The following is a 13,829-nucleotide window of genomic DNA, read 5'->3' as shown; positions in this document are numbered from 1 at the left end:
GCGTACCACTTTCGGCAGTTGGCTTCCTCTTTTACACCTTCCCATGAGTGTCGCACTTATTATCTGAATTCAGGCTTACCTTAAAAATGCTTGCAACCGTCAATAGCTTTAAACTCTAGTAAGTACTTTCTATTCATCAGTTAAAACCAAAAAATAACATTAATTTGATACATCACTTATGCAGTGAACAGTAACGTAGCATCTACCGCTGTATTCACTTTCCTTACTGTTCTACCAATAAATTTTGTGAAAAAATATTTAACACATTATTAATAACTGTTTAGATAAGTCATTGCACGGGAAAGTCGTTGTTATCAAGGCAGAGATTGTTTTACATTAATTTCTCCCTAGCGTGTGGGAGAAAGCGAAAAGGAAGTCAACATGATAGGAAGAATCACCCAATTATTTCCGCTATGGGCCGTCACATTTTCGGTATTAGCATATTTATCTCCCAGTTTATTCGTTGGGCTAAAAACCCAAATCGTCCCTTTACTGACCATAATTATGCTGGCAATGGGGGTGAGCTTGTCGCCCAAGGACTTCCTCAATGTTGTCCAGCATAAAAAAGCGGTCGGAGTGGGTGTTGTCCTGCAATTTCTCATCATGCCTCTCACGGCTCTATTGATCAGCACCTTGCTGGGATTCAGTACCGAATTAACTGTGGGTATGGTGCTAGTGGGTAGTGTCGCAGGCGGAACATCGTCCAATGTAATGGCATTTCTAGCCAAAGGAAATGTTGCCCTATCAATATCAATGACAGCAATTTCAACCTTACTCGGGGTTATTCTCACGCCACTACTTGTCGAACTACTCGTTGGCGAAACCGTTGATGTCCCCGTTAATGCCATGCTGATGAGCCTAGTGAAAATAGTGTTGATTCCGGTCGGCATAGGCCTGCTTATCAATAGCTTTGCGCAAAAAACCGTTGCAAAAGTTCATACACTTCTACCACTGATCTCAATGATCGCCATTGTATTCATCATTGCAATTGTCGTCGCGCTCAATGCCGGCAATTTAAGCCAAGTCGGCCCGATGGTGGCACTGGCTGTTGTTCTACACAATGCTGTAGGGCTCACTGCTGGCTACTACAGTTGCCGTTTACTCGGATTCAATGAATCGACATGTCGAACCATCGCCTTTGAGGTCGGACTTCAAAACTCAGGACTGGCGACAGCACTGGCAATGAAATTCTTCTCACCAGCATCAGCCATCGCAGGCACCATATTCTCAGTCTGGCACAATATTTCCGGCTCTCTATTGGCTGGCTACTGGGCGAGCAGACATCAAAAGCGAGCTAAAACCTCTCCGGTCTGTTGATTTTCTATACCCAATTAAGCCCAAGATGCTTCGTTGAGTAATAACCGTTTGAAAACAAGGCACAATGTGAAATGCACTGTGCCTTGTTTGGTATTTATGGACAACAATGCCATTGCAAACGTTTCTTTCAAACACATTCAACATTTAACAATGCCAAAAAATTGTCGCTCATAGTATGCGATAGCTTAATTTAAGGCTGAACCTTAATTGCAGCTCCCCTATGGCAACCATGGATATTAATTACTACAGTGAGAAACGTGAAATATCTAAATATTATAGGCCTGCTCACCTTCATTGCTTCTATATTCGGCTGCTCCTCAGGGAGTGACTATAACGGGATAGCTATATCTGAACATGCTTATTTCAAGCCCAGTTTGGTTGAGCATGCTATGTCGCGCGCTAATAAACTTGGAATATCACCTTCTAGCCTGACGATTATCGATTACACGCTACCATCGGAGAAAGAACGACTATTCATTGTTGATCTAGAAAGAAGACAGATAACGCATCAAAGCTTAGTGGCCCATGCCAAAGAGTCTGGCTACCGTTACCCGAAAACGTTTTCTAATGTTTATGGCTCACATAAATCTTCAGTCGGTATGTTTAGAACCGGAGAAACTTATTTTGGCGTTAATGGATACTCACTTCGTATAGATGGACTAGAAGTTGGTATCAATGATAGAGCCAGAAGCCGATTCATTGTCGTTCATGGTGCTGACTATGTTAGTGGTGAGTTTATGAAAAATAATGGCATGCTAGGGCGTAGCGAAGGCTGCTTCGCGATTCCATTCGAGCATTTAGATAAAGCGGTAAACAGCATCAAAGAGAGCGGTTACATTTTCGTTTATTATCAATAACTTAATCACCAAAAACAAAAAGCCTTACTGAACGTTACAGTAAGGCTTTGCAATACCACACTAGCTCAAAAACTAGTAACCTTTCTTCCGCTGTCGACTATGGCTTTGTACAGAACGGTACATTTTGCCAAGCTGTTTGTCTTTGTCCCGCAATTCACTCAATGTTGCACTGTTTCGGGCCTGTTCAGCTAACAATTTATAGTAATTCTGTACGCGGCGTTGATCTACTTCACCAGTTTTAAGTGCACGTTGAATCGCACAACCAGGTTCTGATTGGTGCTGACAATCACTAAACCGGCACTGTTTGCTGATAGCTTCAATATCGGCGAAAGTTTCCACCACACCATTTTCACAATCGGTCAACTGTAACTCACGCATTCCGGGAGTATCAATTAACACTGCACCCGATGGCATAAAGTGTAATGACCGCGAAGTTGTCGTATGACGCCCTTTGCTGTCATCTTCACGTATCGAGCCCGTTTGTTGTACCGAGCCTCCCATCAAGGTATTGATAAGCGTCGACTTGCCAACACCTGATGATCCCATAAATGCAATCGTCTTACCCTTACGGCACCATGATTCGAGAGTTGCATAAGCGGTTGGATCAAGTGCATTAATCACTTCCACGATCAACATGGGATCGAGATCTTGTACCTGCTGACGTTTATCATCACGATCATCAGATAAATCAGCTTTGGTGAGCACAATCATAGGCTCAACGTTGGCTTCACGGGCAATGGCCAAGTAACGTTCTATTCGACTGAGATTAAAATCATGGTTTAGCGAACAGACAATGAATAACGAATCAACATTGGCAGCGATATACTGTTCTGCTGCTTTAGCACCGGCAGCTTTGCGACTAAACAATGACACCCGTTCTAACAGGCGGATAAATCGGTTATCGCTGTCGACCAGTAACCAGTCCCCTACCGTCATTGCTGGAAGAGAATGGTGAATTTCAAGTGTGGCTTGACCATGCTCGGTCTGCAAGACATAACCGTTACGGTGATGCGCCAAAATACGAGCAATACTGGCCTGCTCATAATCTTCTAGTGTTAATTGTTGTTGGAATACTGGCTGCCAACCAAGCTGGCTAAGTGTAATAATAGAATTCATTATTTTCCCCACGCACAAGCCATTCACATAATATGACTCTGATAATGCGTATCAAAGAGAATATAGGGTCAAACAAATATTAATAGACCCCGGATTTAGTTACACCGGGCAATGGAAAGGAGGTAGTAAAGCGGTTCGTTTCGTCTTGATGAGCATGCTACATCGTTACTATCAGCTGCTATTCGCTTATTGATTTACCGTCACTGTCTTTGCCGAGTGGGTATGTAATACAATCATCTTTATCTCCTATCTTCATTAAATGAACGTGTAGATGATAACAGAACGTCAGAAAATGGGTAGGCTTTGTCTACCTGTATCCATTACAAATTGCCTGACTACTCTGTGAGTGATTCACATTCAACATGATTTGCGCTTTAACTGGCGTAAGCGATATAGTTCCAGTAGTATCGAATTAATATTATTTCTGGAATGACCAACGATGGAAATCGACGTTGTCGCAAAGGCATTAAAAGAGTTAGGGCACCCTACTCGCCTGAGCATTTATAAAGCTGTTGTTCGTGCTGGTTACCAAGGGACACCAGTCGGTAGCCTGCAGGAAAAGCTCGCTATTCCGGGGTCTACGCTCTCTCACCATATATCAAGTCTTGTGTCTGCTGGCTTGCTTACCCAGCGCCGTGAAGGTCGGACTTTATATTGCGTTGCAGAATATGAGCACCTGGATGGTGTCATAGCATTTCTAAAGGACGAGTGCTGTATAGACGAAGAATGCTAACGAAAAAAGCCCTCGCATTGGCGAGGGCTTTATCAACATTACAGCATACCTAAGCTAATAATCAGGCACACTCAAACGGCTTTTTTTCAAGTACGGGCTCTTCTTCACCAGAATACATACGCAAGTATTGCTCTGCGGCGTCTTTCCACTCAAAACGACAAGCCATCGCATTTTGCTGTAGACGCTTGAACTCCTGAGGACGTTGGCAATAAAGCAATAAGCTACGCTGCATCTTGATAAGCAGCGCTTCAGGCGTTGGAGCATCAAAAATGAAGCCTGTCGCAACCTGAGGCGTGTTATCGTAATCGATAACCGTATCTTTCAAACCACCGACACCACGCACAATAGGTAAAGTACCGTAAGCAAGGCTGTAGATCTGGTTCAAGCCACAAGGCTCAAACTGAGAAGGCATCAAAAAGAAATCCGATCCAGCTTCTACACAGTGTGCTAATGGGTTGTCATAGGCTTCGATAAACGCAAACTTATCAGAAAAATCCGCACTAATTTCACGCAGTGCGTCAGCTAATTTAGGATCACCACTACCAACCAATACAATCTGTACGTCGTTGACCAAGAAGTCACGAAGCGCTGGCAAAAGGTACTGAATCCCCTTTTGCTCAGTTAGTCGACACACCATACCATATAGAGGCACATCGTCCAGAGGCAAGTTTACCTGCTGCTGCAAGTCGCGTTTACACGCTTTCTTGCCGCGGGCTAGGCTGACTTTATTGGCTTTAAAGCGCTGCTTGATGTACGGATCAGTTTCCGGGCTCCAATCACCATAGTCACAACCATTGACGATGCCGTAAAGCACATCTGAACGATGCTGGAAATCAGGTGCCATACCGTGAGAACCAATCTCAGTCAGCAGTTCTTTCGCATAGTTCGGGCTTACTGCATTTACTTTATCTGCAAATGCGACACCGGCTTTAAGCATGCTAATATTGGCAGCGCCATCTTCTAGCTGAAGGTAGCGCTTTTGAATCAGTTCCGGGATCAAGCTGTACTGATCGTAATTGAATGTCCCTTTGAATACCGCATTATGGATGGTGATCACGCTTTTAGTGTCTGCATAAAACGTATCATCGGCATAACGAGTTTTCAGCAAAAACGGAACAAGTCCTGTGTGCCAGTCATTACAGTGAACAACATCAGGTTTGAAACCCAATTTTTCACACATATCCAAGGCAACTGCACTAAAGAAAGCAAATCGTTCACCATTATCACGGTACCCTTCATTGTTTTCCGCATACAGCTCAGGACGGTCAAAATACACAGGGGCATCGACGGTATAAACAGGTACATCACCATTTTGCAACTGTTTTACTTTATACGGCACGGCCTGTGGTTGAGTCGGTACTTGTAATTCAGTATCAAGCAATTCAACCGCTTCTGCACCATTAGGTACTTTACGATAAAGAGGCATCACCACACGCACATCATGCCCTAGTTCCTTTAGGGCTGCTGGCAGTGACTTGGCAACATCCGCCAAGCCTCCCGTTTTGACCAATCCGTCTACCTCTGAAGCAACAAACAAGATTTGCAGTGGCTTAGAGTTAGATTTCTTTCTAGTAACCAATTTTTGCTCCTTTTGGTATCACAACAATTCCTTCGTCAGATACATGGTAGTGCTTCTTATCTTCTTCCAAGTTCTCGCCGATAACCGTCCCTGGTGCAATCATCACATTCTTATCAATAATTGCGCGACGGATTGAACAGTTTGCACCGATTTTTACGTCACCAAGAATAACTGATTCACTAATAAATGTATTTTGATCAACATTGGTACGGAAACCCAATACAGATTTATACACTTTAGCACCACGGATATAACTACCCGCTGAAATCATGCAGTTATTAGTATCCACCTTGCAATCGTCACTATCTAGCAGCGTTGCAGGCGGCAACGGTGGGTAATAAGTGTGAAGCTGCCACTGGCGGTTATATAAAGAGAATGGTGCGTCTTCAGAAAGAAGATCCATGTGAGCCTGCCAATAAGACTCAATCGTACCTACATCACGCCAGTAACCCGCTGTTTTCTCGCCAGGAATAATATTGGTCATGAAGTCATAAACGTAGACTTTACCCTGAGGGAAAAGCTTTGGAATAATGTCTTTACCAAAGTCATGGCTCGACTCTTCGTTAACAGCATCTTCTTCCAATTCTTTGCAAAGAACATCGGTTTCGAAAATATAGTTACCCATTGAAACAAGAGCATTTTCAGGGTCACCAGGAATAGACTTAGGGTTCGCAGGCTTTTCTTCAAAGCCAACCATACAACCGTTTTCATCAACTTCGATAACACCAAATGCACTCGCTTCGCTCAATGGCATCCGCAGAGCAGCAACGGTTAGATCCGCCTTTTTATCAAGGTGGAAATTAAGCATCTGCTTAACATCCATCTTATAAATGTGGTCACTACCAAAAATACAAACCTGGTCAGGTTCTTCTAACTGCATAAAACGCATATTCTGATAAATGGCATCAGCAGTACCATCATACCAACGCTTACCCATGCGCATTTGCGCTGGAATAGGGTCAATAAAACGCCCTGTGATCCCCGATACATTCCAGCCTTTCTTCATGTGTACATACAAAGATTGAGATTTGAACTGAGTCAAAACATAAATCTTCATAAGATCAGCATTCAAAAAGTTGTTTAATGCAAAATCAATAAGGCGGTAACTGCCACCAAATGGCACCGCAGGTTTAGTTCGCGAATCTGTTAATGGACGCAGACGTGAACCTTCGCCACCTGCTAAAATCATTCCTAAAACACCAGCCATGGTGTACCTCCTTGTTAGTAAGCAATCGCGGTCATATATACCATATTCCAATGAGTGTTTAGAATAGGCTTGTAGTGAAAATTGGTGAATACCTACAAAAATATTCTTTTCCTACATTTAAAATGATGTTTTTTTCATCATCTACTACCACCTCATCCCTAGTGGTAGAACTATCAATAAACCAAATAACAAAGAAACACCAACAATATTTTATATTGTTTACAGTTGGCGCGATTCTCACACATTAAAGCAACACTGGTCAGACTACTCCCCCTCTCCTACTCCCCTTTTTTTACTCGGAGAGCTGAATACTTTTTCATCAACTAGCGATAGACTGCCCTTAGTTCATTGAAGGGACACTAACCATGACAACCAGCAATACTACACAGACGAAAATCAAAGCGACCAATGTGATTCTTCACGCCTTCGACTGGCCGTACAATCGAGTCACGCAGTATGCTAAAAAAATAGCAAGTTCAGGCTACAAGGCCGTTCTTGTCTCTCCCCCTCTGAAATCATACAAACATGAAAGCGGCACAGAATGGTGGCAGCGCTACCAACCGCAAGATTATCGAGTGATAGACAATCAACTAGGTAACACTGAAGATTTCCGTAAGATGACAGCAGTATTGAACGAGTATGACGTGCATGTTTATGTTGATGTTGTCTTCAATCACATGGCCAATGAGTCACACCTTAGGCATGATCTGAACTTCCCATCTAATCAGGTATTAGATGAATATCAACAGTCAGCAGAAAATTATGAAAAACTCAAATTATTTGGAGATCTCACTAAACCCTTATTCTCTGAGCGGGATTTTATCAAAGCGTTTCCAATCCAAAACTGGACAGATCCATGGGAAGTTCAGCACGGCAGGATAAGTGGTAGTAGTGAAGATCCCGGTTTACCGACGCTAAAATGTAACCAGAATGTAGTAAAACAACAGAAATGTTATATTAATAGCTTAAAACGATTAGGTATAAAAGGCTTTCGCATTGATGCTGCTAAGCACTTAACACTTGAACATATTCAATTGGTCTGGGACAAAAAAGTGAGTGCAGATGTCCATATTTTTGGTGAAATCATCACTGATGGAGGTGCAACAAAAGAAGAGTATGAGCTTTTCTTAGCGCCTTATTTAAAAGGGACAAGTTTAGGGGCATACGATTTCCCACTTTTTCATGCCATGTACAATGTATTTGAGAAAGGCCAACCCATGGCCGAACTTGATAACCCGTATTCAGTAGGACAGGCATTGGCCTATGATAGAGCGATCACCTTTGCCATCACCCATGATATTCCGAACAATGATGTATTCTTAGATCAAGTAATGACTGAGCAAAATGAAATATTCACCTATTGTTATATTTTGGGAAGGGACGGTGGTGTTCCGTTGATCTATAGTGATCTAGATACAAGCAAAATAACTAACAGTAACGGCTTACCTAGATGGAAAGATAGATGGAGTGATTCAGTACTCACTCAAATGATCAGCTTTCATAACTTGATGCAGTCTCTGCCTATGGCTGTGATGTCCATGGGTGAAGATCACTTGGTGTTTAGCCGAGGCAGTAAAGGCATTGTGGCTATCAATAGAGGAGACAAACCATTAAATATTGAGCTACCAGTTGGCCAATTTTCAGTACTAATGGACTCCAGTAAAATTGAGCCTTCTTCATCGTGTGAGGTATCAGAAAAGTACACCGTGGCTGCATGCAGCTGCACAATGTTAGTACACCTAAGTTGCTGAGTTAAACGCTCATACCAACCTACATAAATATTTGATCAGTCTTGCAGGTTAAAATCCTTGATCAACTACTTATCCAGATTGGTATCACATATTAAAATGACAAAAGCCGCGTATGGCTTCTGATTGAAGAAACCATACGCGGCTTTCACAAAACTTATAACTGTGCGTTAGTCGCGTTCAACGGTTAGAATTTTCCCGCTAAAAAGATCCATTTCAATTTCGACTCTGTGACCATCGGCATTTCTAGCTTCTACTTCGATTTCATGATCATCTCGCTCGACCTTTATCTTACGAAAATCATGATAACCATGGGTTTGGAGTAACCTCATTGCCTTTGGTACTGTCAACGCCGGTGAAACAGAACGTTCAACCGGATCAGCATAGACAGGCAGAGAAAAACTACACACTGTAAGCACCGCTAACAGAGATTTTGACATCACTTTCATATCATCCACCTGTAACTATGAACACTAAACGCATAATACCAAATGTGCTCGCAATTACTTGCTTACACAACGAACAAGATGTGAATAACATCACGCTATTTTTACTATTTATCCTAAGTATGAATCCTTAATGGCTTACACCACGCTTCATTTCTTGGATTCTAACGGCACTTGCAGCTATGCAAGTCAATTCTCAGCAAATTCTCTCGGTTTCACGAATTATACCAATCTGGCTAAGTCGTTGATCAAGTATTTGCACTGGAAAAACCGTTTTTATCAAGACAGATATTGCAGTAACTAGTGGCTCTAATTACAAAATCTCTAACGCAGAGAACAGCGATTTTAACCTGCAAGACTGATCAAATATTTATGTAGGTTGGTATTACATCTAAGCTTGTCGATAACACCTTCATTTCTGTTTCCGTAGGGGGACACATGACATCGCGATACCGAACTGAAGTTGACAGCATGGGGGAAGTGAAAGTCCCATTAAAAGCCCTTTATAGCGCGCAAACCCAGCGCGCGATTGAAAACTTTCCCGTTAGTAGCATCCCTATGCCCAGCCTATTCATCCAAGCATTGGCATTCATTAAGCAAGCTGCAGCAAGAAGTAACCTTGAATTAGAGCTGCTGGATTTTGATAAGGCCCATGCCATTATCGATAGCTGTCAGGAGATCATCGATGGTCAATATTTAGAGCAATTTCCCGTCGACATCTTTCAAACAGGCTCAGGAACAAGCTCTAATATGAATGCCAACGAAGTCATTGCAACCTTAGCCACAGGGAAGTTAGGTCAACAAGTGAGTGCCAATGATGACGTAAACATGGGACAGAGCAGCAACGATGTTATCCCAACAGCGATACAAGTCAGCTCTGCCCTTGCCAGCCACCGACAATTGCTCCCAGCCTTTGACCACATCATAGACACACTTGATAAGAAAGTGGCCGCCATTGGGCATATAACAAAAACCGGCAGAACCCATTTAATGGACGCTATGCCCGTGACCTTGGGCCAAGAAATGGAAGGTTGGAAAACACAATTATCTAAGGCCCGCCAAGGGATCGTTATGGCTCTGGATAACGTGGTCGCATTAGGCCAAGGCGGAACCGCTGTCGGTACCGGTATTAATTCAGCACCAGATTTTCCAGCAATCTTCGTCAACAACATATCCGTATCGACAGAAGTCGATTTCACGGTCAGCGATAATTTCTTTTATAACCTCAGTAGCCAAGATGCAATTGTCAGTTTGTCCGGGCAGCTCAAAACAGCCGCTGTCGCTCTGATGAAAATCAGTAATGACTTAAGATGGATGAACTCTGGCCCGCTAACTGGTCTTGGTGAAATCGAATTAGAGTCATTGCAGCCAGGTTCATCGATCATGCCAGGAAAAGTAAACCCGGTTATTCCTGAGTCGTCAGCCATGGTTGCCGCGCAGGTGATGGGCAACGACACAACAATTTCTATAGCCGGGCAGTCGGGTAACTTCCAACTCAATGTCATGCTGCCCGTCATTGCCTATAACGTATTACAAAGTATCGAGCTTTTGGCAAAATCACTGATACTCCTGGCTGATAAAGCAATTAATACGTTTAGCGTTAAACAAGATACGCTTAATGACGCTCTTGCCAGAAATCCAATTCTTGTTACCGCACTAAACCCGATCATTGGTTACCTAAAAGCCGCTGAAATTGCAAAGAAAGCTTATAAAGAACGACGAAATATCATTGACGTAGCAATAGAAAAAACAGATATAAGCAGAAGTGAATTAGAAGAACTACTAGAACCCCACCACTTAACTCAAGGAGGGATTGCAGATAAAGGCTGATAGATTATTTATAAACAGGCCAGCCCAGGTAGTTTAATTGGGTTGGTCAAAGTTGCTTTTGTTAAATTCTTGGCAACCCTTTAATACTGCTTGGCTAGTCGCGCTCTTAAACTGCGGGAGCCCAACATAAAAGCCCTGAAGGTAATCAGCCCCTAATGATATTGCTGCATGATACCCTCTTAAGTCTTCAACCCCTTCGACGATGAGACTGGCCCCCAATTCTCGACACAACGCAAAAACATTTAGAAGCGGTTGAGTGTGCCCCTTTAGGTATTCTGCCAATAAGGAACTATCTGCTTTTATTACGTTGGGTGACACGGACCGAGCGCGCTGTTCGGAAGACCCTTCAATCCCAAAATCATCAATGACAATATTCAAACCGACCTGGCTCAAGTGGCGAGTAGCTCTCTCCAAAGCGATATCATCGTCTGTGTAATGCTCTATGATCTCGATAAAAACTTGTTCTGGCTTTAAACCCAGTTCATAAATTCGAGGTAACAAGATAGAGTCAACAAGCCCCTCATTCTCACAAAATAAGATGGTGACTGGCATCATATTAATAAACAAGTTGGTGGTTAGCTTAGAGAGCGAGAAATTTCTGAGGTGGATGACCCGGGCAAGTCGGTCAATATTAATTAAATGAACAGGGTGGCCTCGGTAATGTTTGATTAAGTCTCCATTATTGACTAAATCACCGTTTGAGTCGTATACCCTCATTAATGCTTCGTAAGCAAATACACTACCATCGGCTTTAACTATGGGTTGAAATGCACTTTTAAGAACAAGATTCTGATATAAAGCAATATGCTGCTCCTCTCCAGGAAAAAGGAGATGACGCTCAATCTCATCTTTTGTTCTTAAAATTTTATCCACTGAGAAAACTGCCCTAATTAAATCTACTACCGATTCAATCGGCATTAGAGATTAAACTGTCAACGTTCTAAAATAGATTAGACCATATCTAAACCGCATTCAGCGTATTTACAATATCTTGACAATTCATAGCAACAGTAAGCAACAATTTATTACTCAAAATTATCTATCACAATATCAAAATACTGCTACCAATAGTGAACGAATCAGCATAGTTAAATGTACGACCACGAAATGCAATGCGACGCATAGCTTTATGCGACTTTACAATCACTTTTAATGAAATTCATCTCCGAAGATGATCTCCTTTCGACTAACAGGTAGAATTGCCGCCCTTAACCCCTATCAACCTCATACCAGAACAGATAGGACATGATTACTTCACCATAGATCAGCTTATGCACGCCACGGAACATTGTTTTACGCCCTTTACTTCTTCTATCGAGCACTTTGAGTTGCCCGAGCGTTTTACATACCCGTTCTACTACGAGCCACATCCATTGTGCCTTGTCGCCGCAGAACAACTACAACAGCATCTTGAGACACAAACTGATTGGCAGCATAATTTTGGCCTAGATGGTGATACCGATAACGCTATCGGGAAAATGTTTGGTGTGTTACTGGTTAAGAATCAACAAGGAGAAGTCGGTTTTCTTTCGGCTTTTTCCGGAAAAGTAGCAAATCAAAACTTACTGCCTAATTTTGTTCCACCTGTGTTCGATATGCTCGCAGAAGGCAGCTTTTTTCTAAGCGGCCAAGATAAACTCAATGAGTTAAGTCAGCAGATTAAAAAATTAGAAGCAAATCCAGATCTCGCTACTGCTAAACAGGCGTTGCAGGAAGCTCAACTGGCCTCAAATGAAGCGCTTGCGGCGCATCGTAGCAACATGGTCGAAGCCAGGAAAGTACGCAAAGCTAAACGTGCTGACAGCGCCAATCTTGCCCCTGAAGTACGTAATCAGTTAAAAACACAACTGAGCCAAGAAAGTGTGATCGAGAAGCTCCAGTTGCGCGACCTCAAACTTTATTGGGAAGCTGAAGTGGCCCAAAAGCAAGAGCTGCTTGATCTGTTACAGAATGTGATCTCGCCTTTGGTTGAGCAACGCCGTAACTTCTCTTCTTCATTACAGCAAAAGTTGTTCGAACAATACTGCTTTCTAAACAGTAAAGGGGAAGAAAAGTGCCTTGGTGAACTCTTCATTAGCACTGCCCAAGGTGTCCCACCAGCAGGGGCCGGTGAGTGTGCAGCGCCAAAACTGTTGCAGTTTGCTTTTAAGCACAACATGACACCTCTCGCAATGGCCGAGTTTTGGTGGGGTAGCTCACCAAAATCTGAAATCCGCCGGCACAAACACTACTACCCGGCTTGTCAGGGTAAATGCCAGCCAATTCTGACCCATATGCTTGAAGGTATCGAACTTGACGACAATCCGCTGCTAACGAATCCTGCAGAGGGAAAAAGCCTTGAAATTATTTATCAAGATGAAGATATGGCGGTGGTCAACAAGCCAGCTGAGTTTCTATCTGTACCGGGTAAAACCATTGAAGATTCCGTGTATCTACGGATGAAACAACAGTTCCCTGATGCAACGGGGCCATTGATAGTTCATCGTCTAGATATGTCAACTTCGGGTTTGATGGTCATTGCTATTTCAAAGCGAGCCAACAAAAGCCTACAGAAACAATTTATCCAGCGAACCGTCAAAAAACGATATACAGCCATGATTGATGGCGTATTAGAGGCGGATCATGGATTGATTAACCTGCCATTGCGCGGGGATCTGGATGACAGGCCACGCCAGCTTGTATGCCATGAGCACGGTAAGCCGGCTGAAACCACGTGGAAAGTTATCAGCCGCAGCGACAAACACACGAAAGTACATTTGTATCCGAAAACCGGCCGAACCCATCAGCTACGCGTGCATTGCGCCCACTCGCTAGGCCTGAATATGCCGATTTTGGGTGACGACTTGTATGGCGTTAAAACCACCCGTCTTCACCTGCATGCCGAGTTGTTAGAGTTAAACCACCCTATCACCAATGAGCCAATGACCTTCCAAGTCGACGCTGAATTTTAAATTTCATAACGTGATATCCATAAAAAAAGCCCCGGAACTTAACCC

At 43.0% G+C, this 13,829-nt stretch carries 11 protein-coding genes; 6 read left to right on the top strand and 5 right to left on the bottom strand.

Translation table 11 applies throughout. The features are described from left to right. The first annotated feature begins 381 nt into the window (after positions 1-381). Positions 382-1,317 (top strand): bile acid:sodium symporter family protein, encoded by a 936-nt coding sequence (locus ACVA53_RS20270; protein ID WP_255043345.1) that lies wholly within the window; start codon positions 382-384, stop codon positions 1,315-1,317. A gap of 389 nt (positions 1,318-1,706) precedes the next feature. Further along, positions 1,707-2,174: a murein L,D-transpeptidase catalytic domain family protein gene (locus ACVA53_RS20265; RefSeq protein WP_446506080.1), complete on the top strand. Its 468-nt coding sequence runs from the start codon at positions 1,707-1,709 to the stop codon at positions 2,172-2,174. A 72-nt stretch (positions 2,175-2,246) separates the two neighbouring features. Here the strand turns inward: ACVA53_RS20265 and rsgA are convergent, their stop codons facing one another. Further along, a complete protein-coding gene (gene rsgA, locus ACVA53_RS20260) occupies positions 2,247-3,290 on the bottom strand; it encodes a ribosome small subunit-dependent GTPase A (RefSeq protein ID WP_446506079.1) in 1,044 nt (347 codons plus the stop codon). Between the two features lie 439 nt (positions 3,291-3,729). Here rsgA and ACVA53_RS20255 point away from each other — a divergent pair, with 439 nt between their 5' ends. Further along, the gene (locus ACVA53_RS20255; protein WP_255043341.1) at positions 3,730-4,023 is read left to right on the top strand and encodes an ArsR/SmtB family transcription factor; all 294 of its coding nucleotides are present in this window, start codon (positions 3,730-3,732) and stop codon (positions 4,021-4,023) included. 61 nt (positions 4,024-4,084) lie between these two features. Here the strand turns inward: ACVA53_RS20255 and glgA are convergent, their stop codons facing one another. Then, on the bottom strand, positions 4,085-5,602 hold the full coding sequence (gene glgA, locus ACVA53_RS20250) for a glycogen synthase GlgA (protein WP_446506078.1): 1,518 nt from the start codon (positions 5,600-5,602) through the stop codon (positions 4,085-4,087). Continuing rightward, on the bottom strand, positions 5,592-6,809 hold the full coding sequence (gene glgC / locus ACVA53_RS20245; RefSeq protein WP_446506077.1) for a glucose-1-phosphate adenylyltransferase: 1,218 nt from the start codon (positions 6,807-6,809) through the stop codon (positions 5,592-5,594). Before glgC ends, glgA begins: the two co-directional genes overlap by 11 nt. A 365-nt stretch (positions 6,810-7,174) precedes the next feature. Between glgC and ACVA53_RS20240 the strand changes: the two genes are divergently transcribed. Continuing rightward, entirely contained in the window at positions 7,175-8,560 is a 1,386-nt protein-coding gene (locus ACVA53_RS20240) for an alpha-amylase family glycosyl hydrolase (protein WP_255043338.1), read from the top strand. 167 nt (positions 8,561-8,727) lie between these two features. On the opposite strand, the gene ACVA53_RS20235 is transcribed toward ACVA53_RS20240, so the two are convergent. Beyond that, entirely contained in the window at positions 8,728-8,997 is a 270-nt protein-coding gene (locus ACVA53_RS20235; RefSeq protein ID WP_446506076.1) for a PepSY domain-containing protein, read from the bottom strand. A 444-nt stretch (positions 8,998-9,441) separates the two neighbouring features. On the opposite strand from ACVA53_RS20235, the gene ACVA53_RS20230 reads away from it, so the two are divergent. Next, a complete protein-coding gene (locus ACVA53_RS20230) occupies positions 9,442-10,833 on the top strand; it encodes a class II fumarate hydratase (protein ID WP_446506075.1) in 1,392 nt (463 codons plus the stop codon). 33 nt (positions 10,834-10,866) lie between these two features. Here ACVA53_RS20230 and ACVA53_RS20225 read toward each other — a convergent pair whose 3' ends face one another. Then, positions 10,867-11,706 carry an EAL domain-containing protein gene (locus ACVA53_RS20225; RefSeq protein ID WP_255043335.1) on the bottom strand — a complete coding sequence of 280 codons (840 nt, stop codon included), beginning with the start codon at positions 11,704-11,706 and terminating at the stop codon, positions 10,867-10,869. Positions 11,707-12,104: 398 nt separating this feature from the next. Here ACVA53_RS20225 and ACVA53_RS20220 point away from each other — a divergent pair, with 398 nt between their 5' ends. Continuing rightward, entirely contained in the window at positions 12,105-13,784 is a 1,680-nt protein-coding gene (locus ACVA53_RS20220) for a pseudouridine synthase (protein ID WP_446506074.1), read from the top strand. Positions 13,785-13,829: the final 45 nt, after the last annotated feature.

The organism is Photobacterium sp. DNB23_23_1 (assembly GCF_052873815.1).
The sequence above is the reverse complement of the archived record's forward strand: the minus strand, read 5'-3'. Positions and strand labels throughout refer to the sequence as shown.